Consider the following 22,037-nt stretch of genomic DNA (forward strand, 5'->3'; position numbering starts at 1 on the left):
ACCGGCCCGACTTAGCAAAGAGGCATAAACCTCCCATGGCAACCAAGGCTCCAGCCCGCGCCGGCCTGAAGAAGCGCATCCGCAAGATCTTCGGCGACATCCACGAAGTGGTGCAGATGCCGAACCTGATCGAGGTTCAGCGCGAATCGTACGAGCAGTTCCTGCGCTCCGATCCGGCCACGGGCTATGTCTCGGGCCTGGAAAAGACGCTGCGTTCGGTGTTCCCGATCCAGGATTTCGCCGGCACGGCCAGCCTCGATATCAAGGAGCGCGACGGCTATGTGCTGGAAGCGCCCAAGTACGACGTGAACGAATGCCGCCAGCGCGGCATCACGTATGCTGCGCCGATGAAGGTGACGCTCAAGCTCGCGACGTTCGAAGTGGACGCCGAAACCGAGACCAAGAGCCTCATCGATATCAAGGAGCAGGACGTCTACATGGGCGATATCCCGCTCATGACCGACAACGGCACCTTCATCATCAACGGCACCGAGCGCGTGATCGTGTCGCAGATGCACCGTTCGCCGGGCGTGCTGTTCGACCATGACCGCGGCAAGACGCACTCTTCGGGCAAGTACCTGTTTGCCGCGCGCGTCATTCCCTATCGCGGCTCGTGGCTCGATTTCGAATTCGACGCCAAGGACATCGTCAACGTGCGTATCGACCGCAAGCGCAAGCTGCCGGTCACCGCGCTGCTCTATGCCCTGGGCCTCAATGGCGAGCAGATCCTCGACCACTTCTACAACAAGGTCACCTGGGTGCGCGCCGAAGGCGGCTGGAAGGTGCCTTTCGTGCTCGACCAGTGGCGCGGCGCCAAGCCCACGTTCGACATCGTCGATGCTGCCTCGGGCGAAGTGGTGTTCCCGGCCGGCCAGAAGATCAGCCCCCGCGCTGCCAACAAGGCGGCCAAGGACGGCTTGCAGTCGCTGCTGATCCCGACCGAGGAAATCTTCGGTCGCTATGCCGCCAAGGACCTGATCGACGAAGCGACCGGCCGCATCTGGATCGAAGCCGGCGATGAAGTGGCGCCGGAAAACCTCGACGTGCTCGACCGCGCCGGGGTGGACCAGCTCGACCTGCTCGACATCGACCACGTCAGCACCGGCCCGTGGATCCGCAACACGATGAAGGCCGACAAGGCCGAAGATCGCGACCACGCCCTGGCCGACATCTATCGCGTGATGCGCCCCGGTGAACCGCCGACGCGCGAAACCGCCGAAGCCCTGTTCGACGGCCTGTTCTTCGACGCCGACCGCTACGACCTTTCGGCCGTGGGCCGCGTCAAGCTGAACATGCGCCTGGGCCTGGACTGCCCCGACACGATCACCACCCTGCGCACCGAGGACATCCTCGCCGTGGTCAAGGAACTGGTGAACCTCAAGGACGGCAAGGGCGAAGTCGACGACATCGACAACCTCGGCAACCGTCGCGTGCGTTCGGTGGGCGAGCTGCTGGAAAACCAGTACCGCGTCGGCCTGCTGCGCATGGAACGCGCGGTCAAGGAACGCATGAGCTCGGTCGACGTGTCGACCGTGATGCCCAACGATCTGATCAACGCCAAGCCGGCGGTGGCCGCGGTGCGTGAATTCTTCGGCTCGTCGCAGCTGTCGCAGTTCATGGACCAGACCAACCCGCTGTCGGAAGTGACGCACAAGCGCCGCGTCTCGGCCCTCGGGCCGGGCGGTCTGACGCGCGAACGCGCCGGCTTCGAAGTGCGCGACGTTCACCCCACGCACTATGGCCGCATCTGCCCGATCGAAACGCCCGAAGGGCCGAACATCGGCCTGATCAACTCGCTCTCGACCTTTGCCCGCGTCAACAAGTACGGCTTCATCGAAACGCCGTACCGCAAGGTGCTGGACGGCAAGGTTTCGTCCGAAGTGGTCTACCTTTCGGCCATGGAAGAGCAGAAGCACACGGTGGCGCAGGCTTCGGCCGAAATCACCGGCGACGGCTCGTTCGTGGAAGAACTGGTTTCGGCCCGCCAGAACGGCGAATTCGTGATGGCGCCGCGTGAAACCGTGACGCTGATGGACGTCAGCCCCAAGCAGCTCGTCTCGGTGGCCGCCTCGCTCATTCCGTTCCTGGAAAACGACGACGCCAACCGCGCGCTGATGGGCTCGAACATGCAGCGCCAGGCGGTGCCGCTGGTCAAGGCCGACGCGCCGTTCGTGGGCACCGGCATGGAAGAAACCGTGGCGCGCGATTCGGGCGCCGCGATCGCCGCGCTGCGCGGCGGGATCGTCGACCAGGTGGACGCGACGCGTATCGTGATCCGCGTGACCGGCGATGTCGAACCCGGCAAGTCGGGCGTGGACATCTACACCCTGCAGAAGTTCGAGCGCTCCAACCAGTCGACCTGCATCAACCAGCGCCCGCTGGTGAGCGTGGGCGATATCGTCGAAAAGGGCGATATCCTGGCTGACGGCCCCTCGACCGAGTTCGGCGAACTGGCCCTCGGGCGCAACGTGCTCGTCGCGTTCATGCCCTGGAACGGCTACAACTACGAAGACTCGATCCTGATCAGCGAGCGCATCGTCAAGGAAGACGTCTTCACCTCGATCCACATCGAGGAGTTCGAAGTCATGGCCCGCGACACCAAGCTTGGGCCCGAAGACATCACCCGCGACATTCCCAACGTCGGCGAGGAAGCGCTGCGCAACCTCGACGAAGCGGGCATCGTCTACGTGGGCGCCGAAGTGCACCCCGGTGACATCCTCGTCGGCAAGATCACGCCCAAGGGCGAATCCCCGATGACGCCGGAAGAAAAGCTGCTTCGCGCGATCTTCGGCGAGAAGGCGTCTGACGTGCGCGATACCTCGCTGCGCCTGCCGCCGGGCGTTTCGGGCACGATCGTGGACGTGCGCACGTTCAACCGCCACGGCATCGAGATCGACGACCGTACCCGCGCCATCCAGAACGAGGAAATCGAACGCCTCGCCAAGGACCGCGAAGACGAGCGCGCGATTTTGAACCGTGCGACCTTCAACCGCCTCAAGGACATGCTGCTGGGCCAGGTGGCCACCGCCGCGCCCAAGGGCATCAAGAAGGGCGTCGAGATCGACGAGCAGATCCTGGCCGACGTGGAACGCCACGAATGGTGGAAGTTCGCCGTGGCCGACGATCTGCGCCAGCAGCAGCTCGAAGCGACCAAGGGCCAGTACGACACCGCGATCAAGGCGATCCAGGAGAAGTTCGAGGACCGCAAGGAAAAGCTGGAGCGCGGCGACGAACTGGCGCCGGGCGTGCTCAAGATGGTCAAGGTCTTCGTCGCGGTGAAGCGCAAGCTGCAGCCGGGCGACAAGATGGCCGGCCGCCATGGCAACAAGGGCATCATCAGCCGCATCCTGCCCCAGGAAGACATGCCCTTCCTGGAAGACGGCACCCCGGTCGATTTCGTGCTCAACCCGCTGGGCGTGCCTTCGCGCATGAACGTCGGGCAGATCTTCGAAACCCACCTGGGCTGGGCCGCGCGCGGCCTGGGCCACAAGATCGGGGCGGCGCTTGACGCCTGGCGCGAAGCCAATCCCGATCCGCAGGCCGGTGAGCCGCCCGAAGCGGTGCGCGAACTGCTGCTCGACATCTATGGCGACAACTACGTCGAAGAGATCAAGGCACGCAGCGACAGCGAAATCGTCGAACTGGCCCAGAACGTGCGCAACGGCGTGCCGATGGGATCGCCGGTGTTCGACGGCGCCGTGGAAGCCGACGTGACCGCCATGCTGCGCAAGGCCGGGCTGGATGAATCCGGCCAGGTGACGCTGTATGACGGCCGCACCGGCGAAGCCTTCGACCGCAAGGTCACCGTAGGCTGCAAGTACGTGCTCAAGCTGCACCACCTGGTGGACGACAAGATCCACGCCCGTTCGATCGGCCCCTACAGCCTCGTCACCCAGCAGCCGCTGGGCGGCAAGGCCCAGTTCGGTGGCCAGCGCTTCGGGGAAATGGAGGTCTGGGCGCTCCAGGCCTATGGCGCGGCCTACACGCTGCAGGAAATGCTCACGGTCAAGTCCGACGACGTTGTCGGCCGTACCAAGGTCTATGAAGCGATCGTCAAGGGTGACGATACGTTCGAGGCCGGCATTCCCGAAAGCTTCAACGTGCTGGTCAAGGAAATGCGCAGCCTGGGTCTCAACGTCGAACTCTCGTCGCTCGACGACGAAGGCGACGAGGACGGCCTGGCCGAGGCAGCCGAATAAGCCGGTTTGGCGCGGCGGCGGGGTTTGCATCCCCCGCTGCCGCCGCCCCGGCTAGCCGCATGCACAGGATTTCCCTCCCAGTGAGGATCACGCAATGAACGACCTGACCAAATTCACCAACCAGCTGCCCAAGCCCGAAACGTTCGACCAGATCCAGATCGGCCTGGCCTCGCCCGAGCGCATCCGCAGCTGGTCCTTCGGCGAAATCAAGAAGCCCGAAACGATCAACTACCGCACGTTCAAGCCCGAGCGTGACGGCCTGTTCTGCGCCCGCATCTTCGGCCCCGTGAAGGACTACGAGTGCCTGTGCGGCAAGTACAAGCGCATGAAGTACAAGGGTGTCGTCTGCGAAAAGTGCGGCGTGGAAGTGACCGTGACCAAGGTGCGCCGCGAGCGCATGGGCCACATCGAACTGGCCGCCCCGGTTGCGCACATCTGGTTCCTCAAGTCGCTGCCCTCGCGCATCGGCCTGCTGCTCGACATGCAGCTCAAGCAGCTCGAACGCATCCTCTACTTCGAAAGCTACGTGGTCATCGAGCCGGGCATCACCCCGCTTGAACGCTACCAGCTGCTGACCGAAGACGAACTGCTCGATGCGCAGGACGAATATGGCGAAGACGCCTTTTCGGCCGGCATCGGCGCCGAGGCGGTCAAGCACATGCTCATGGACCTCGACATGGTCCAGGAGCGCGAAGACCTGCTCAAGGAACTCGCCGAGACCAAGTCGGAACTCAAGCCCAAGAAGATCATCAAGCGCCTCAAGGTGGTGGAATCGTTCATCGATTCCGGCAACCGCCCGGAATGGATGATCCTCGACGTGGTGCCGGTCATTCCGCCCGAACTGCGCCCGCTGGTGCCGCTCGACGGTGGCCGCTTCGCCACCTCGGACCTGAACGACCTCTATCGCCGCGTGATCAACCGCAACAACCGGTTGAAGCGCCTGATCGAGCTGCGCGCGCCCGACATCATCGTGCGCAACGAAAAGCGCATGCTGCAGGAAGCGGTCGACGCGCTGTTCGACAACGGCCGCCGTGGCCGCGTGATCACCGGCGCCAACAAGCGTCCGCTCAAGTCGCTGTCCGACATGCTCAAGGGCAAGCAGGGCCGCTTCCGCCAGAACCTGCTTGGCAAGCGCGTCGACTATTCGGGCCGTTCGGTCATCGTGACCGGGCCGGAACTCAAGCTGCACCAGTGCGGCCTGCCCAAGAAGATGGCGCTCGAGCTGTTCAAGCCGTTCATCTACGCGCGGCTTGATGCCAAGGGTCTGTCGATGACCCTGAAGCAGGCCAAGAAGTGGGTGGAAAAGGAACGCAAGGAAGTCTGGGACATCCTGGACGAAGTGATCCGCGAACACCCGGTCATGCTCAACCGTGCGCCCACGCTGCACCGTCTGGGCATCCAGGCCTTCGAACCCGTGCTGATCGAAGGCAAGGCGATCCAGCTGCACCCGCTCGTCTGCTCGGCCTTCAACGCCGACTTCGACGGGGACCAGATGGCCGTCCACGTGCCGCTTTCGCTGGAAGCCCAGCTCGAAGCGCGCGTGCTGATGATGTCGACCAACAACATCCTCTCGCCCGCCAACGGCAAGCCGATCATCGTGCCTTCGCAGGACATGGTGCTGGGCCTCTATTACCTGTCGATGGACCGCAAGGGCGAGCCGGGCGAAGGCATGCTGCTGGCCGACATGGCCGAAGTGCACCAGGCGCTGTTCGCTGGCGCGGTCACCATGCACACCAAGATCGTGGCGCGCGTGCCGCAGACCGACGAGAACGGAAAGACCTATCTCAAGCGGTATGAAACCACGCCGGGCCGCATGCTGATCGGCGAGTGCCTGCCCAAGAGCCACACGGTGCCCTTCGAGCTGGTCAACCGCCTGCTCACCAAGAAGGAAATCGCCGACGTCATCGATCAGGTCTATCGCCACACCGGCCAGAAGGAGACGGTCCTTTTCGCCGACGCGATCATGAGCCTGGGCTTCCGCAACGCGTTCAAGGCGGGCATCTCGTTCGGCAAGGACGACATGATCATCCCCGCCACCAAGGACGCCTTCGTGGCCGAGACCAAGGAACTGGTCGCGGACTATGAGCAGCAGTACCAGGACGGCCTGATCACCCAGCAGGAAAAGTACAACAAGGTGATCGACGCCTGGAGCCGTTGCGGCGACCAGGTGGCCAACGCCATGATGGACGAGATTCGCGCCACGCCGAGCGACGAGCACGGCCGTGAAAAGCCGATCAACTCGATCTACATGATGAGCCACTCGGGCGCGCGTGGTTCGCCAACCCAGATGAAGCAGCTGGCGGGTATGCGCGGGCTGATGGCCAAGCCTTCGGGCGAGATCATCGAAACCCCGATCATCTCGAACTTCAAGGAAGGTCTGACCGTCCTTGAATACTTCAACTCGACCCACGGCGCGCGTAAGGGCCTGGCCGATACCGCGCTCAAGACGGCGAACTCGGGTTACCTGACCCGCCGTCTGGTCGATGTGTCGCAGGACTGCGTGGTGACGGTGAACGATTGCGGCACCGAGCGGGCGCTGGAAATGCGCGCGATCGTGCAGGGCGGTTCGACCATCGCTTCGCTGGGCGAACGTATCCTGGGCCGCACCCTGGCCGAGGACATGATCGAGGCCAAGACCGGCAAGGTGATCTGCGAAAAGGGCACGCTGCTGGATGAAGCCGCCGTGGCGCGCATCGAAGCGGCCGGCGTGCAATCGGCCCGTATCCGTTCGCCGCTGATCTGCGAAGCGCCCCAGGGCGTGTGCGGCACCTGCTATGGCCGCGACCTGGCGCGCGGTACGCCGGTGAACATCGGTGAAGCGGTCGGCGTCATTGCCGCCCAGTCGATCGGTGAACCCGGCACGCAGCTGACCATGCGCACGTTCCACATCGGGGGTGCCGCGCAGGTGAACGAACAGTCGCACCTGGAATCGATCTGCGACGGTACCGTGCACTATCGCGACATCCCGACGATCACCGACAGCCGCAATCGCCGCCTGTCGCTGGCGCGCAACGGTGAAATCGTGATCATGGACACCGACGGCCGCGAACGCGCCATGCACCGCGTGCCCTATGGTACCCACCTGCTGCACGAAAACGGTGCGACGGTGGCCCAGGGCCAGCGCCTGGCCGAGTGGGACCCGTTCACCCTGCCGGTGATCACGGAAAAGCCCGGTATCGTGCGCTACCAGGACCTGATCGACGGCCGCACCCTGACGGAACAGGTCGACGAAGCGACGGGTATCGCCCAGCGCGTCGTCACCGAAAACCGTGCCGGTGGCCGCGCGAAGAAGGAAGACCTGCGTCCGCGCCTGACCCTGCTCGACGATGCCTCGGGTGAATCCGCGCGCTACATGATGGCGCCGGGCACCACCCTGTCGGTGGAAGACGGCCAGGAAGTCCAGGCCGGTGACGTGCTGGCCCGTGCCAGCCGCGAAGCCGCCAAGACGCGCGACATCACCGGTGGTCTGCCGCGCGTGGCCGAGCTGTTCGAAGCGCGCAAGCCCAAGGACAACGCGATCATCGCCAAGATCTCGGGCCGGATCGAGTTCATTCGCGACTACAAGGCCAAGCGCAAGATCGCGATCATCCCGGAAGAGGGCGAACCGGTCGAGTACCTGATCCCCAAGTCCAAGGTGATCGACGTCCAGGAAGGCGACTACGTCAAGAAGGGCGACAACCTGATCTCGGGTTCGCCCGATCCGCACGACATCCTGGAGGTTCTCGGCGTCGAGGCCCTGGCGGAATACCTCGTGGCGGAAATCCAGGAAGTCTACCGCTTGCAGGGCGTGAAGATCAACGACAAGCACATCGAGGTGATCGTTCGCCAGATGCTGCAGAAGGTGGAAATCACCGATGGCGGTGACACCACCCTGCTGCCGGGCGAGCAGGTTGACCTTGAGGAAATGAACGAAACCAACGCCAAGCTGCCGGGGGGCTCGCGCTTCGCGGAAGGCAAGCCGGTGCTGCTGGGCATCACCAAGGCTTCGCTGCAGACGCGTTCGTTCATCTCTGCCGCGTCGTTCCAGGAAACCACCCGCGTGCTCACGCAGGCGGCGGTCGAAGGGAAGCGCGACAGCCTGATCGGCCTCAAGGAAAACGTGATCGTCGGCCGGCTCATCCCCGCCGGTACCGGCGCTGGCATGAACCGCATGCGCGTGGCGGCCAACAGCCGCGACGCTGCCCTGCGCGCTGCCAACCGCCGCCTTCAGGAAGCCCTGATCGCGCCGCGCACGGCCGCCGAAGAGCATGCCGCCGAACTGGCCCAAGGCCCCGAAGCGGCGATCGGCAACGATCCGCTGGCGGCTGTCGAGGGTGAAACCCACGGCACCGATGCCGATGCGGCCGATTACCTGATCAAGGGCGACGAGGACTGATCCTCGACGCCCCGACCGGGTGATATCGTACAACGAAAACCCCGCCGGGCGACCGGCGGGGTTTTTCGTTTGCGGGTGGTGGGTAAGGTTTCGCCCCTCCGTCAGGCCTGCGGCCTGCCACTTCTCCGCCAAGCTGGGAGGACCTGCCAGATCCTCCCCATGCAATGGGGAGGGGTACCGCCCGCGCAGCGGGTGGTGGAGGGGGCAATGGCGGAGGGGCCTGTATTCAGGCCGAAGTGCGCACCGCGATCAGGCTGTCGGGCACGGCGGCGGCGGCATTGGCGCCGCGCGGGGCAAAGCGGCCCTCCACGCGGGCGCCCTGTTCGATGGTAAGCGTGTCATAGCCCACGTCACCCACGATGCGGGCGGTGCGGGTAATGACCAGGTCGGCCACGCTCACCGCGCCGTTGACCGTGCCGGCCAGGCGGGCGTTGCGCGCGGTGATGGCGCCGGTGATCACGCTGCTTTCGCCCTGGACCAGCGCGGCGCAGGCCACGTCGCCTTCGATCTTGCCGTCGATGTGCAGGTCGGCCTCGGCGGTGATGTCGCCGCGCACGGCCAGATCTGCGCCGAGCACCGAGAAAGTGGCCGGTGCCCGATCAGGGGTGGTCATGGCCGGCTTCTTTGAAAACATCGGGTAGAGTCTCCAGGAAGGGGCGCGGATCGACCGGGCGATCGGCGATGCGCACTTCGAAATGCAGATGCGGGCCGGTGGAGCGGCCGGTGCTACCGATCTTGCCGATTTCCACGCCGGGGCCCACGCGCTGGCCGGGCCGAGCCTCGATGCGTGACATGTGGGCATAGCGCGTGACCAGGCCCTGGCCATGGTCCACTTCCACGCAATTGCCATAGCCGGAGCGGACGCCGGCAAAGCTGACCACGCCTTGGGCGGCGGCATAGATCGGCGCGCCGATCGGGCCCTTGAAATCGAGGCCGGGATGGAACGCGCCACCGCCGGTGAAGGGATCGGCGCGATAGCCAAAGCCGCTGGAAATATAGTCGGCACTGGCGGGCAGGGCATGGGGCAGGCGCGCCAGCCCCTGTTCCAGCGCGGACAGGCGCGTCATGGCCTGGCCCAGGCGGGCAAGCGCAGGATCATCCTGGCCGAGCGCGATCAGCGGGCCGCCCATGGCGCGGCGATTGGCCAGCCGCAAGGGCGCCACTTGCGCCGGGTTGAGACCGACGCGGCGGATGGCGGTTTCGGCCTGCGTGGCGCGGGCATCGGCATAGCGCGTGAGCGCCGCCACGAAGGCCGCCTGCCGCCCGGCAAGGCGCGAGAGCGTGGCGGCTTCGGGCGCGCCATTGAGCGACAAGGGCTTGCCGTCGGTGGCGCTGGCCTCGGCCGGCGGCAGATCGCCCAGCTGGCCCTTGACCATGGTTTCGATCATGTCCTGCCGGCGCTGCAGGTCTTGCAGCGCGCCGGCCACGCCGCCCTTGGTGCGGGCCATGTGCTGTTCGGCCTGGGTCACGGCGGCTTCGCGCTGGCGCAGGGCAGCAAGATCGCGCTGGGCAAGAACCTGGCCGACCAGCATGGCGATCATCACCCCCAGCCACACCAGCAAGGCCAGCGCCACGCCCGCCGCCACGCGCATCTGCAGGCGGCCGGACAGGCGGATGAAGCGCACTTGGCCGTGCGCGCGCATGAAGAACTCGCGATCGGGAAACCAGCCGCGTACCTGCGCCGGCGCAGCCGCCAGGCGCGCGCGGAGGCGGCGCAGGCGGGTGCCGGGCGTGGCGCCGGCCGCAGGGGCGGGACCCACGCGGCGCGCGGTTTCGGATTTGGCAGACGGCAAGATTTCCAGCGACCCCGCAAGACAAGACGTGTTGACGACCCCTGGGGCGCGGCGCTTATCGAGCGGGAACCCGGGAGTCGAATCCGCAGGCGCCAGGCCGGGGCGGGCCGTGCCTGGGTGGCGATGAATCGTTTGCAATGCCCCGCGCGCCCGTGACAGCGCGGGCCAGCAATGGTAAGCCCCGCGCCACTATGTCGACCAAGCCCCAGGAAATCGCCCTCGAGTCTCCCGAGCAGCTGGTGGAGCGCCTTGCCCGCGCTGGCCGTGCTGCGCAGCGTGAACTGGCGCGCATGCCGGCGCCGGCCAAGGAAGCCGCGCTCAAGCTGGCCGCCGATGCGCTGCGCCGCGCCGCGCCGGAAATCCTGGCGGCCAATGCCATCGACATGGCCAATGGCGTCACCCGCGGGTTGACCGCGGCGCTGCTCGACCGGCTCAAGCTGGACGAAGGCCGCGTGGCCGCCATGGCCGATGCCGTGGCGCAAGTGGCCAGCCTGGCCGACCCCGTAGGCCAGGAAATCGACCGCGTTACCCGCCCCAACGGCATGATCCTGTCGCGCGTGCGCGTGCCGATCGGGCTGATCGGGATCATCTACGAAAGCCGCCCCAACGTGACGGCCGATGCTGCCGCGCTCTGCGTGCGTTCGGGCAATGCCGCCTTGCTGCGCGGCGGCAGCGAAGCGGTCCACTCCAATCGCGCGATCCACGCCGCCCTGGTGGCGGGCCTGGTCGAAGGCGGCGTGCCGGCCGAGGTGGTGCAACTGATGCCCACCCAGGATCGCGCTGCCGTTGGCGCCATGCTGACCGCTGCGGGCCTGATCGACATGATCGTGCCGCGCGGCGGCAAGAGCCTGGTGGCCCGCGTGCAAGCCGATGCCCGTGTTCCCGTGCTGGCGCACCTTGACGGCATTTGCCACACCTTCGTCCATGCCGGCGCCGACCGGGCGATGGCCGAAGCGATCGTGCTCAATGCCAAGATGCGCCGCACCGGCATCTGCGGGGCGATGGAAACCCTACTGATCGACGCGACTTATCCCGCCGCGGCCGCGCTCGTCACCCCGCTGATCGAGGCCGGCTGCGAAGTGCGCGGCGATGCCCGCGCCCGCGCGATCGATCCGCGCATCGTGCCCGCGGCCGACAACGACTGGGACACCGAATACCTCGATGCGGTGTTGTCGGTGGCTGTGGTCGATGGGTTGGACGCCGCGCTGGCGCATATCGCGCGCCATTCCTCTGGCCACACCGACGCGATCGTGACGGCCGATGCCGATGCGGCCGCGCGCTTCCTGGCCGAAGTGGACAGCGCCATCGTGATGCACAACGCCTCCAGCCAGTTTGCCGATGGCGGCGAATTCGGGCTGGGCGCGGAAATCGGCATTGCCACCGGGCGGCTGCACGCACGCGGCCCGGTCGCGCTGGAAGGGCTGACCACGTACAAGTGGCTGGTCCACGGCAGCGGGCAGGTTCGCCCCTGAAACACGGCTTGCCCCGGCTGACCGGCCTTTTGGGCGGCAGCTTCAACCCGGCGCACGGCGGCCATCGCCGGGTGAGCCTGTTTGCGCGCGCGGCGCTGGGGCTGGACGAAGTGTGGTGGCTGGTTTCGCCGGGCAATGTGCTCAAGCCCGCCCAGGGCATGGCGCCTTTGCCCGCGCGGGTCGTCTCGGCCCGGCGACAGGCCCGCCGGGCGCCGATTCGGGTGACCGCGATCGAGCGCGAACTGGGCACCCGGTTTACCGTCGATACGCTGCGCGCGCTGGTGCGCCGCTATCCGCGCCGACGCTTTATCTGGTTGATGGGAAGCGATAATCTTGCCCAGTTCCACCGCTGGCGGGACTGGCGCGGGATCGCCCGCACCATGCCGATTGCGGTTATCGCGCGTCCGGGCTATGATGGCGCTGCGATGGCGAGCCCCGCCATGGTATGGCTGCGCCGATGGCGCCGGCGGTGCAGGCAGGAAAGTGATGGCGCTCTTTGGTCCGTTTGTGGGCCAGCAGGGGGTGCCGCCCTGAACGCCAGTATCCCGCACGATCCGATGCCTCGCGCCCCAGCGCTTGTCATCCTGCGGTTCGATCCCGATCCCCGCTCCGCCACGGCCTTGCGCCAGGCAGAGCCCGATTGGGCCGACCACGTTTCCGCAAACGGCCTGCGCGATGATGTGACTCATACTCGCATCGCGCAAATGCCCGGCGGAAGGAGCGGACACTGAGCGTCCTGGCTGCCATCCCTGCTTTCCGGCACGCCTGTCCGGTACTTCGGCTTTCCCGCCGCGCGCCCTGGCGCAAGGCGGTTTTGTCGTTGGATCGCAATGGGCGACCGGGCGTTGCGAACATAGCCATCTTTCAACCGGAGTTCACCGCAATCCAATGACCAGTGCCCAACCCCAGCCGGCAGATGCCGGCGCCGCTGTCTCGGCCCCTTCTGTCGGCGTGCCTGCCAGCCTGTTCGACCTTGTCCTGCAATCGCTGGATGATGACCAGGCCCAGGACGTGGTGTCGATCCCCCTGGAAGGCAAAAGCTCGATCGCCGATTACATGGTGATCGGATCGGGTCGCTCCACCCGCCAGGTCGCTGCCATGGCGCAGAAGCTGGCCGAGCGCATCAAGCACGCCGGTTATGGCCACGTGCGCATCGAAGGCCTGCCCGCCGCCGATTGGGTGCTGATCGATGCCGGTGACGTGGTCGTTCACCTGTTCCGCCCCGAAGTGCGCAGCTTCTATAACCTGGAGCGCATGTGGGGCTTCGGCGACGCCGGCTCTGCCTGATGATCTCTTCCCCCTCCTCGTCAGGGGAGGGGGCCAGGGGGTGGCGGAAGCCCAGCCCAACGCCAGACACGGACATCCATGCTCCTCCACATCATCGCCCGGGGAAAGATCGGCCGCTCGCCAGAGGCGGAACTGGTCGATCGCTATGGCAAGCGGGTGACCTGGGGCTTCAAGGTGACCGAGCTGCCCGACCGGGGCGGCGCCGTGCCGCCGGTGACCGCCAGCCCCACCCGCACCGTGGTGATGGACGAGCGTGGCAAGCAATTGGCCTCAAGCGAATTTGCCAAAGTGCTGGGCCGCTGGCGCGACGACGGCGTGCGCGAGGCACGCTTTCTCATCGGCGCCGCCGATGGGCACGATGAAGCCCTGCGCGAGAGTGCCGACCTGCTGATCGCTTTCGGCGCGGCAACCTGGCCGCACATGCTGGCCCGCGCGATGCTGGCCGAGCAGCTGTGGCGCGCCACCAGCATCATCGCCGGCCACCCCTATCACCGCGAGGGATGATGCCAGCAAGGACCATGAACGCGCGTCGCTCGCTGGTCCTTGCGGCCCTGCTGCTGGCGCCGCTGGCGCTGTGGCAGATCGCCGGGGCCGATCCGGCGCCTTCCTACCAGACCAAGGGCGAAGCGGCTGCGGCGCTGGCCCGCGCGCAAGGCGCGCTGGTCGAAGCGCGCACCCGCGGCGAAAAGCTGGAGGCCCAGGCCCAGGCTGCCACCGCGGCGGCCGACAAGACCGCGCAGGAAGCCGCCGCGATTGCTGCGCGCATCCAGCAATCCGAAGCCGAAATCCGCCTGAGCGAAGCCAAGATCGCCTTGATCGACCAAGAGCGCGCCGACTTGCGCCTGCGCATTGCCGCGCGGCAGGAACCGGTGGTGCGGCTGACCGCCGCGCTGCAGCTCTTTGCCCGCCGGCCCCTGGCGTTCAGCCTGCTGCGCGCGGATTCGCTGCGTGACACGGTCTATCTGCGCGCGGTGCTGGAAACGATGGTGCCCGAAGTGCGCCGCCGCACCGCCACCTTGCGCGGCGCGATCGTGCGCGGGCGCGCCTTGCAGGAACAGGCTGGCAGCGAGGCGGCGCGCCTGCGCGCCAGCCAATCCGGCCTGGCCGAGCGGCGCCAGCAACTGGCCGCGCTGGAAAGCCGCCAGCGCATTGCCAGCCGTGCCGCCAGCGGCACCGCCAGCCGCGAGGCCGACCATGCCCTGGCCCTGGCCGAGGAGACGCGCGACCTGGCGGCCCTGATGGAGCGCCTGGGGCGGGATGGGCAGATGCGCGACCTGCTGGCCGCGCTGCCCGGCCCGATGCAGCGGCCCGACCGGCCCGGCGCGGTGCTGATGGTGGAAGACGCCGATCCCCTGCTGCGCACCGGCACGCCGCTGGTGTGGATCCTGCCGGTATCGGGCCGCGTGGTCACCGGCTTTGCCGAAGCGAGCGCAGCGGGACCGGCGCAAGGCCTGTCCATCGCGCCCTTGCCATCGGCGCAGATCGTCGCGCCGGCGGCCGGGCGTGTGGCCTTTGCCGGTTCCTACCGCGGTTATGGCCAGATCGTGATCGTGGAGCATCCGGGCGGATGGACGTCGCTGGTCACGGGGCTGGGGCGGATCGATGCGGCGGTGGGCGATCGCGTGGTGCAAGGCTCGCCCCTGGGGATCGCCGCCCCGGCCAATCCGCTGGTCGGCGTGGAACTGCGCAAGGATGGCGTGCCCGTCAACCCGCTGGTGGCCCTGCGGAATTGATCGGCAACAAGGCGCGCCGGGGTTCCACCGGCCAAACGGGAATCCGGTGTCGCTCCATCTGGCATTCAGGCTTGCGGGGCTATACAAGCGGGCAGATTGGCGCTCGTCGTGCCAGCATGCCCCCTATCTAAGGTTCGATTGCAAACATGGCACAACCGCTTGCTTCCCTGCTGCGTGCAACGGCCCTGGTCACGGCCGTGGCGGTTTTGCCCGTGGCCACGGCCGGCCTGGCGGCGGTGGATTCCCGCACCGGGCCGCAGTTCCAGAAGCTCGAGCTGGTCTATGAAAAGATCAAGGAAAACTATGTCGAGCCGGTGGACGACGACACCCTGATCAAGGGCGCCATCGATGGCATGCTGGCCACGCTCGATCCGCACAGCGCCTATCTGGAAGCCCGCGATTTCGAGAACCTGCGCACCCAGACCGAAGGCGCCTATGGCGGCCTGGGCCTGTCGGTCACGCTCGATGACGGCGCGGTCAAGGTCATCGCGCCGATGAAGGGCACCCCGGGCGACCTTGGCGGCATCAAGGCCGGCGACTATATCACCCACCTCGATGGCAAGCTGATCTACGGCGGCTCGCTAGACGATGCGGTGGACCAGATGCGCGGTGTGCCGGGCACCAAGATCAAGCTGACGGTCTATCGCCCGGGCCGCGACGAGCCGCTCGATCTCACGCTCACCCGCCAGGTGATCAAGCTGCGCCCGGTGGAATGGAAGGTGAAGGACAACATCGGGGTGATCTCGGTGTCGAGCTTCAGCGAAAACGTGGGCAGCGAAGTGGCGCAGGCCGTGCAGGCGATCCGCGCCCAGTTGGGCAACAACCTGGCCGGCGTGGTGCTCGATCTGCGCGGCAATCCCGGCGGCCTGCTCAATGAAGCGGTCTCGCTGTCCGACGATTTCCTCGACAAGGGCACGATCGTCTCGCAGCGCGGGCGCGATCCGCAGGATAACGACATCTATTCCGCCCACCCCGGCGACGTGGCGCGCGGCTTGCCGATGATCGTGCTGATCGACGAAGGTTCGGCCTCGGCCTCGGAAATCGTCGCCGGCGCCTTGCAGGACCAGCACCGCGCGCTGATCATGGGCCAGCGCAGCTTTGGCAAGGGCAGCGTGCAGACGCTGATCCAGTTGAGCAAGGATGCCGCGCTCAAGCTGACGACGGCGCGTTATTACACGCCCTCGGGCCGTTCGGTGCAGGAAGGCGGGATCGAACCCGATATCGCCGTGCCGCAGATTTCCGATCCCGACTTGCGCAAGCGCGCGCTCCGCTCCTACCGCGAAAGCGACCTGCGCCGCCACCTGATCAACGAGATCAAGGAAGACAAGGACCTGGAGAAGGACAAGATCGACGATCCGCGTTTCAAGATGACGCCCGAGGAGCTGAAGGCCAAGGGCATCGACGATTTCCAGCTCTACTATGCGGTGCAGACGCTCAAGCGCACGGCGCCCGGCGCGCTGCTGGCCCTGCGCAAGCGCTGATACAGACTGCGGACCTTGAAGATGAGCACGGACATTCGCAATTCTCCCCTGTCGCTGGCGCATGCCCTGGCGCTGGGCGTGCCGCTGGTGGCCATGGGCACCGCGCTGGTGGCGCAATATGGCTTTGGCCTGCCCCCGTGCGAGATGTGCTGGTGGCAGCGCTATGGCCACCTGGCGGCGATCGCGCTGGCGATCCTGGCTCTGCTCCGCCGCGGCCGGCCCGAAGCGCGCTGGCTGGTGGCGCTGGCTGCGCTGGGCATCCTGTCGAGCGGGGTGATCGGTGCGTTTCACGCCGGGGTGGAGTATCGTTGGTGGGAAGGGCTCACCACCTGCTCGTCCAGCCATATCGAGGGCGATCCGCTGGCTGCGATCATGGCCGCGCCGCTGGTGCGCTGCGATACTCCGGCCTGGACCATGCTGGGCGTGAGCATGGCCGGCTTCAATTTCCTGTTTTCCACCCCTGCGGCGCTGGCAATCCTGGGATTGCTGGCCAAGAGCCGCGCCAAGGGAGCCTGAAGCGATGACTCGTCCCGACACTGCCCGCATGATCCGCGTGGACCAGGCCGGCGAATTTGGCGCCACCCGCATCTATGCCGGGCAACTGGCGGTGATGGGCGATCGCGGCCCGGATTCGGCCGAAATCGTGGAAATGGCGCGGCAGGAAGCCGATCATCGCGCCAAGTTCGACGCCATGATCGTGGCGCGTGGCGTGCGGCCCACCGCGCTGCAGCCGGTGTGGAATGTTGCCGGGTTTGCCCTGGGCGCGGCCACCGCGCTGCTTGGCCCCAAGGCGGCCATGGCCTGCACCGCGGCGATCGAAACCGAAATCGACCGTCACTATACCGAGCAGCTTGAGGAACTGGGCGATACCGACCCGGAACTGGCCGCCACGATCCGCGAATTCCGCGATGACGAGCGCGCCCACCGTGATGCGGCGCTGGCGGCCGGGGCGGAACAGACGCCGGCCTATCCGCTGTTGTTCAACGCCATCCGCCTGGGATGCCGCGCCGCGATCAAGCTGTCGGAACGGATTTGAAAAGACCGGTGGCCGGCGGGGGAGCGGACGAAGCATCGTGCGGAAAAGCGGGAACCGGTTTTTCGCAAAACGATGCGATGACGAAAGCCCGCTTCGTGCGTTGCCCCTTCATCTATCATTCACCGCCCCGCCGCCTTATGGTGGGGTGAACCGGGGGCGGCCTGCGATCGCCTCACCCGCTGGAGACGAACCGACAATGCGCCTTGCTGCCACATCTTCGCGCCTGACGGTGCGCCTTGGGGTTCCGGCCCTGCTGCTGGGCGGGCTGCTCATGGGGGCAACGCCGGCTTTGGCCGCGCAGGGCGCCACGCGCGGCCCCGCCACCCAGCCGGTGGAAGAAGGGCCGGTGCAGGGCGATGAAAAGGTCAACCAGCTGATCATCTATGGCGATGATCCCTGCCCGGTTTCCACGGCCGAGCAGATCACCGTCTGCGCGCGCAAGGACGAAGCGGAACGCTATCGCATCCCCACGCCGCTGCGCGACAATCCCAACGATCCCAAGAACCAGACCTGGACCGACCGGGTGAAAGCCTATGAAACCGTGGGTGCGGCCGGGATCAACTCGTGCTCGCCGGTCGGCTCGGGCGGGGCTTCGGGCTGCACCATGCGCCTGATCAACCAGGCCTATGCCGAAAAGAAGCAGGGCAGCGACGTGCAGTTCGGCAAGTTGATCCAGGAAGAGCGCGAACGCCGCCTTTCCACCATCGACAAGGACGCGGCCGCCGAACAATCGCGCGTGGAACAGCTGGAAAAGGAATACGACGCCCGCCTGGCGCGCGAGCGCGACGGCGAGACGACGCCGGCGCCGACCCCCGCTGCGCCGCCTGCATCGAACTGACCCATAGAAAAAGGCCACCTCGGGGCGAACCCGGGGTGGCCTTTCGAACTTGAGGCCGATCAGCTCAGCGCAATATCCGGTGCGTCTTCCTGTTTCATGCCGACAAGATGATAGCCCGCGTCGACATGGTGCACTTCGCCGGTGACGCCGGCGGACAGGTCGGACAGGAAATAGAGGCCCGAGCCGCCCACGTCCTCGATCGTGGAATTGCGGCGGAGCGGCGCGTTCAGCTCGTTCCACTTGAGGATGTAGCGGAAATCGCCGATGCCGCTGGCGGCCAGGGTCTTGATCGGGCCGGCCGAGATGGCATTGACGCGCACCCCTTGCGGGCCGCAATCGTTGGCGAGGTAGCGCACGCTGGCTTCCAGGGCCGCCTTGGCCACGCCCATCACGTTGTAATGCGGCACGACCTTTTCCGCGCCATAATAGGTCAGCGTCAGGATCGATCCGCCATGGGGCATCATCGGCATGGCGCGCTTGGTCACGGCGACCAGGCTGTAGGCCGAGATGTTCATGGTCATCAGGAAGTTGTCGAGCGTGGTATCGTAGAACCGCCCGCGCAACTGGTTCTTGTCGGAATAGCCGATGGCGTGGACGACGAAGTCGATCGTTTCCCACCGCGCCTTGAGCGTTTCGAACGCGACATCGAGCGCGTCCATGTCGGCCACGTCGCATTCAATCAGGAAATCGCTGTCGAGGCTTGCGGCCAGCGGGCGCACGCGCTTGGCCAGCGCCTCTCCCTGATAGGAGAAGGCCAGCTCTGCCCCCTGTTCGTGCAACTGCCGGGCTATGCCCCAGGCTAGCGACTTGTCATTGGCGAGGCCCATGATCAGGCCGCGCTTTCCCTTCATCAATCCGGTCATGCGCCCTCGTACGCTCCTGCCCCGGTGTGCGCGTGCCCCTCAAAGAGGCGCGGCCAACGGGCATGTCATTCTGGTTCGGGCGCGCCGGCCTGGCGAATGGCCCGCGCGCGATCATCTGCCTGGCCCAGCATGTCGCGCTCCTCCGGAGTTTCGGCGAGCGCGGCATTGAGTTCGGCACCTATTACCATCCCTATGCCGACCAGCCAGAAAAAGAAAAGGGCGATCATCACCCCGGCCAGGCTGCCGTAGGTCAGATCATACGAGAAAACCGAAGCGAGGAGTTTGGGCAACAGGATGCTCACCCCCAGCCACCACAGCGAAACGAACAGCGCGCCCGGCCATTTGGGATAGCGATTCGACCGATAGGCGCTGGGCGTGAGCGAGAGAAACAGCAGCCACAGCGCGCCGAAAAGCACCAGGGTGGGCAGGAAACGCCCCGCTGCCAGGCCATCGATCCAGGCGCCGAACTGCGGCAGCCAGGCCGCGATCACTTCCTGCGCTGCCCCGATCGCCACTTGCGCCAGGATGGAAACGAGAATCAACACGACCGAGGCGATGATCAGACCCGTCGACATCAGGCGATAGCGCCAGAACGCGTGCTCCCAGTTCGTGCCATAGGCGCGGCGCAGGATATCCCGGATGGTTTCGACCAGGCTGCTCACCGTCCACAGCCCGACAAGACCGCCGATCCACAGCAGGTGGCCGGTGCGCGCTTCCACCGCGGCGCGGGCCACCGGCTCGATCGTGGTGGCCACCACCGGGGGCAGGGCCATGAGCACGGTGTTGATCGCGGCGGTGCGCTGGCTGGCTTCCCCGATCAGCGAAAACAGCGCGGCCCCGGTGATGAAAAAGGGGAACAGCGCGATCAGCACCATATAGGCAAAGTTGCCGGCGTGGATGAAACCGTCGTTGATGACACCGGTCCAGATGCGCTTGAGCGTTTCATGGATGCGGGTGCCGGGGCGCAATTCCTCGCGCGCTTCGTCCCATTCGGCACGCAAGCGGCGGTGCAGTGCGGCGCGGCGGCGCGCCTCTGGCGAAAGATCGGGCACCAGCGCCTTGGCCCCGTCGGGAACCCCCGGCACGTGATCGGCGCGATCAGGGTCGATGTTGGCGGGATCGGCGCCGGCAGGATCGAATTGATTGTCCATCACTTGTGGCAATGCACGGAAGGCCGGTCGGCTCCCGGCCGGGCGCAACCCGCGGGTGCCACAAGGATGGTTTCAGCCGGTTCAGGCACCAAGGCGCGCGCGCGGATTGCGCCCGTCGTGCCAACCGGCAAGGCGCGCCTTGAGATCGGCGTCGTCGGCCGGAAGGTCGATCTGCAGCGTCACCAACTGGTCGCCACGTTCGCCATCCTTGCGGGAAAAGCCCTTGCCCTTGAGGCGCAGGGTGCGCCCGCTGCTGCTGCCCGGCGCCACCGTGAGCATGACCGCGCCATCGGCAGTGGGCACTTTCACCTTGGCGCCGTTGACCGCTTCTTCCAGCGTGATCGGCAGGTCCAGGCGAATATTGTCCCCATCGCGCACGAAGAAGGGATGCGGGGCGATCTCGATCGTGATCAGCGCATCGCCCGGCCCGCCGGGGCCCGGTTCGCCCTTGCCAGCCAGGCGCATCTGCTGCCCGGATTCGACACCCGGCGGCAGCTTGAGTTCGATCGTGCTGCCCGAAGACAGCGTGACGCGCTGCGCGGCGCGGGTGGCCGCCTCCACGAAGGGCACTTGCAGGCGATAGCTGACATTGGCGCCCTTGGGCGGTGGGGGACGGCGCCCGCCACCCATTCCGCCCATTCCACCCATGCCGCCGCGCCCGCCGAACAGGCCTTCGAACAGGTCCGACAGGTCAGGCCCGTCGCCGCTTTCGAAGCCGCCATCGTGGCGAAAGCCGCCCTGGCCACCGCGAAAGCCGCCGCCGCCGAAACCGCCGCCCCCGAATGGCATCGTCGGGTTGCCGTCGGCATCGATCTCGCCGCGGTCGAACTTGGCGCGCTTGTCCTTGTCGGACAGCAGATCATAGGCGCGAGTCACTTCGGCAAAGCGCTCGGCCGCCTTGGGATTGTCCTTGTTGTGATCGGGATGCAGTTCCTTGGCGAGCTTGCGATAGGCCGATTTCACGTCCTTTTCGCTCGCACTGCGCGCCACGCCGAGAATGGAATAAGGGTCTGCTGCCATGGCTCTCTAGCTAGGGATAGGGCGCCTTGCCCGCAAGGCTCGCTTTCAACATCGTTGCGCCCGCGATAGAGCGCCTTGACCCATATCATCGCGGGAATGGATGCAAGGCGTCCATCATGCCCGCCACCATGCTGCCAACAGGACATTTTCCCGTGACCCAACAGAGCCAGGACGCGATTCCCCACGGCGATCCCTTTGCCATCTTCGAGGACTGGTTCGCCCAGGCCCAGGCGAGCGAGCCCAACGACCCCAATGCCATGGCGCTGGCCACCGCCACGCCCGAAGGCGCGCCTTCGCTGCGCATGGTGCTGCTCAAGGGCCACGGCGCCGATCTCGGGCCCAGCTTCGATCACGCCGGCGGTTTCGTGTTCTACACCAATTTCGAAAGCCGCAAGGGCGGTGAACTGGCCGCCAACCCGCAAGTGGCCCTGCTGTTTCACTGGAAAAGCCTGCGCCGCCAGGTCCGCATCGAAGGGCCGGTGGTGGAAGTGACGCCGGAAGCGGCCGATGCCTATTTCGCCAGCCGCCATCCCGAATCGCGCCTGGGTTCGGCCGCGTCGGACCAGTCGCGCGTGCTGCCCTCGCGCCAGGTCTATCTCGATCGCGTGGCAGCCCTGCGCGCGCAGTATCCCGACGGTAACGTGCCGCGCCCGGCGCACTGGTCGGGCTATCGCGTGGTGCCCCGCGCCATCGAATTCTGGCAGGATCGCGACTATCGCCTGCACGAACGCCGCCGTTTCGTGGCGGATGGGCAAGGCGGCTGGACCAGCACCCTGCTTTATCCGTAAA

At 66.5% G+C, this 22,037-nt stretch carries 17 protein-coding genes; 12 read left to right on the forward strand and 5 right to left on the reverse strand.

Features of this window, described 5'->3' with window-relative positions:
• The first annotated feature begins 35 nt into the window (after window positions 1-35).
• Together rpoB and rpoC are read left to right on the forward strand one after the other, a co-directional pair.
• Window positions 36-4,199, forward strand: coding sequence for a DNA-directed RNA polymerase subunit beta (gene rpoB, locus FHW94_RS10715; RefSeq protein ID WP_168555815.1), 4,164 nt, complete (start codon window positions 36-38; stop codon window positions 4,197-4,199).
• A gap of 94 nt (window positions 4,200-4,293) precedes the next feature.
• Window positions 4,294-8,574 carry a DNA-directed RNA polymerase subunit beta' gene (rpoC, locus tag FHW94_RS10720; RefSeq protein ID WP_168555816.1) on the forward strand — a complete coding sequence of 1,427 codons (4,281 nt, stop codon included), beginning with the start codon at window positions 4,294-4,296 and terminating at the stop codon, window positions 8,572-8,574.
• Window positions 8,575-8,800: 226 nt separating this feature from the next.
• Here rpoC and FHW94_RS10725 read toward each other — a convergent pair whose 3' ends face one another.
• Complete coding sequence (locus FHW94_RS10725) at window positions 8,801-9,187, reverse strand: polymer-forming cytoskeletal protein (protein WP_168555817.1); 387 nt, start codon at window positions 9,185-9,187, stop codon at window positions 8,801-8,803.
• Window positions 9,174-10,367, reverse strand: a complete 1,194-nt coding sequence (locus FHW94_RS10730; RefSeq protein WP_246866063.1) for a M23 family metallopeptidase — start codon at window positions 10,365-10,367, stop codon at window positions 9,174-9,176. The genes FHW94_RS10725 and FHW94_RS10730 overlap by 14 nt, the downstream gene beginning before the upstream one ends.
• 191 nt (window positions 10,368-10,558) lie before the next feature.
• Here FHW94_RS10730 and FHW94_RS10735 point away from each other — a divergent pair, with 191 nt between their 5' ends.
• From FHW94_RS10735 to FHW94_RS10775, 9 genes are all read left to right on the forward strand, one after another.
• Window positions 10,559-11,839 (forward strand): glutamate-5-semialdehyde dehydrogenase, encoded by a 1,281-nt coding sequence (locus FHW94_RS10735; RefSeq protein ID WP_168555818.1) that lies wholly within the window; start codon window positions 10,559-10,561, stop codon window positions 11,837-11,839.
• An 8-nt stretch (window positions 11,840-11,847) separates the two neighbouring features.
• A complete protein-coding gene (locus FHW94_RS10740) occupies window positions 11,848-12,570 on the forward strand; it encodes a nicotinate-nucleotide adenylyltransferase (protein WP_246866064.1) in 723 nt (240 codons plus the stop codon).
• A gap of 157 nt (window positions 12,571-12,727) precedes the next feature.
• Window positions 12,728-13,126, forward strand: coding sequence for a ribosome silencing factor (gene rsfS / locus FHW94_RS10745; protein ID WP_168555820.1), 399 nt, complete (start codon window positions 12,728-12,730; stop codon window positions 13,124-13,126).
• A 78-nt stretch (window positions 13,127-13,204) separates the two neighbouring features.
• Window positions 13,205-13,630 carry a 23S rRNA (pseudouridine(1915)-N(3))-methyltransferase RlmH gene (locus FHW94_RS10750; protein WP_168555821.1) on the forward strand — a complete coding sequence of 142 codons (426 nt, stop codon included), beginning with the start codon at window positions 13,205-13,207 and terminating at the stop codon, window positions 13,628-13,630.
• Window positions 13,631-13,644: 14 nt separating this feature from the next.
• Window positions 13,645-14,859, forward strand: a complete 1,215-nt coding sequence (locus FHW94_RS10755; RefSeq protein WP_246866065.1) for a peptidoglycan DD-metalloendopeptidase family protein — start codon at window positions 13,645-13,647, stop codon at window positions 14,857-14,859.
• A 146-nt stretch (window positions 14,860-15,005) separates the two neighbouring features.
• Window positions 15,006-16,340, forward strand: a complete 1,335-nt coding sequence (locus FHW94_RS10760) for a S41 family peptidase (protein WP_168555823.1) — start codon at window positions 15,006-15,008, stop codon at window positions 16,338-16,340.
• A gap of 21 nt (window positions 16,341-16,361) precedes the next feature.
• On the forward strand, window positions 16,362-16,856 hold the full coding sequence (locus FHW94_RS10765; protein WP_168555824.1) for a disulfide bond formation protein B: 495 nt from the start codon (window positions 16,362-16,364) through the stop codon (window positions 16,854-16,856).
• A gap of 4 nt (window positions 16,857-16,860) precedes the next feature.
• On the forward strand, window positions 16,861-17,376 hold the full coding sequence (locus FHW94_RS10770; RefSeq protein WP_168555825.1) for a demethoxyubiquinone hydroxylase family protein: 516 nt from the start codon (window positions 16,861-16,863) through the stop codon (window positions 17,374-17,376).
• Between the two features lie 196 nt (window positions 17,377-17,572).
• A complete protein-coding gene (locus FHW94_RS10775) occupies window positions 17,573-18,214 on the forward strand; it encodes a hypothetical protein (RefSeq protein WP_246866066.1) in 642 nt (213 codons plus the stop codon).
• A gap of 59 nt (window positions 18,215-18,273) precedes the next feature.
• On the opposite strand, the gene fabI is transcribed toward FHW94_RS10775, so the two are convergent.
• From fabI to FHW94_RS10790, 3 genes are all read right to left on the reverse strand, one after another.
• Window positions 18,274-19,077, reverse strand: a complete 804-nt coding sequence (gene fabI, locus FHW94_RS10780) for an enoyl-ACP reductase FabI (RefSeq protein WP_168555826.1) — start codon at window positions 19,075-19,077, stop codon at window positions 18,274-18,276.
• A 65-nt stretch (window positions 19,078-19,142) separates the two neighbouring features.
• A complete protein-coding gene (locus FHW94_RS10785; RefSeq protein ID WP_168555827.1) occupies window positions 19,143-20,228 on the reverse strand; it encodes a YihY/virulence factor BrkB family protein in 1,086 nt (361 codons plus the stop codon).
• An 81-nt stretch (window positions 20,229-20,309) separates the two neighbouring features.
• A complete protein-coding gene (locus FHW94_RS10790) occupies window positions 20,310-21,248 on the reverse strand; it encodes a DnaJ C-terminal domain-containing protein (protein WP_168555828.1) in 939 nt (312 codons plus the stop codon).
• Between the two features lie 152 nt (window positions 21,249-21,400).
• Here FHW94_RS10790 and pdxH point away from each other — a divergent pair, with 152 nt between their 5' ends.
• On the forward strand, window positions 21,401-22,036 hold the full coding sequence (pdxH, locus tag FHW94_RS10795) for a pyridoxamine 5'-phosphate oxidase (protein ID WP_349237495.1): 636 nt from the start codon (window positions 21,401-21,403) through the stop codon (window positions 22,034-22,036).
• The last annotated feature ends 1 nt before the right edge of the window (window position 22,037 follow it).

Origin of the sequence: Novosphingobium sp. SG720 (assembly GCF_012275365.1) — a bacterium.
Taxonomy (GTDB): domain Bacteria; phylum Pseudomonadota; class Alphaproteobacteria; order Sphingomonadales; family Sphingomonadaceae; genus Novosphingobium; species Novosphingobium rhizosphaerae.

Excerpts from the sequence above, each read along its gene's own strand:
- rpoB (WP_168555815.1), top strand. The coding sequence starts at position 36 with ATGGCAACCAAGGCTCCAGCCCGCGCCGGCCTGAAGAAGCGCATCCGC.
- rpoC (WP_168555816.1), top strand. The coding sequence starts at position 4,294 with ATGAACGACCTGACCAAATTCACCAACCAGCTGCCCAAGCCCGAAACG.
- FHW94_RS10725 (WP_168555817.1), bottom strand. The coding sequence starts at position 9,187 with ATGACCACCCCTGATCGGGCACCGGCCACTTTCTCGGTGCTCGGCGCA.
- FHW94_RS10735 (WP_168555818.1), top strand. The coding sequence starts at position 10,559 with ATGTCGACCAAGCCCCAGGAAATCGCCCTCGAGTCTCCCGAGCAGCTG.
- rsfS (WP_168555820.1), top strand. The coding sequence starts at position 12,728 with ATGACCAGTGCCCAACCCCAGCCGGCAGATGCCGGCGCCGCTGTCTCG.
- FHW94_RS10750 (WP_168555821.1), top strand. The coding sequence starts at position 13,205 with ATGCTCCTCCACATCATCGCCCGGGGAAAGATCGGCCGCTCGCCAGAG.
- FHW94_RS10755 (WP_246866065.1), top strand. The coding sequence starts at position 13,645 with ATGAACGCGCGTCGCTCGCTGGTCCTTGCGGCCCTGCTGCTGGCGCCG.
- FHW94_RS10760 (WP_168555823.1), top strand. The coding sequence starts at position 15,006 with ATGGCACAACCGCTTGCTTCCCTGCTGCGTGCAACGGCCCTGGTCACG.
- FHW94_RS10765 (WP_168555824.1), top strand. The coding sequence starts at position 16,362 with ATGAGCACGGACATTCGCAATTCTCCCCTGTCGCTGGCGCATGCCCTG.
- FHW94_RS10770 (WP_168555825.1), top strand. The coding sequence starts at position 16,861 with ATGACTCGTCCCGACACTGCCCGCATGATCCGCGTGGACCAGGCCGGC.
- FHW94_RS10775 (WP_246866066.1), top strand. The coding sequence starts at position 17,573 with ATGCGCCTTGCTGCCACATCTTCGCGCCTGACGGTGCGCCTTGGGGTT.
- fabI (WP_168555826.1), bottom strand. The coding sequence starts at position 19,077 with ATGACCGGATTGATGAAGGGAAAGCGCGGCCTGATCATGGGCCTCGCC.
- FHW94_RS10785 (WP_168555827.1), bottom strand. The coding sequence starts at position 20,228 with ATGGACAATCAATTCGATCCTGCCGGCGCCGATCCCGCCAACATCGAC.
- FHW94_RS10790 (WP_168555828.1), bottom strand. The coding sequence starts at position 21,248 with ATGGCAGCAGACCCTTATTCCATTCTCGGCGTGGCGCGCAGTGCGAGC.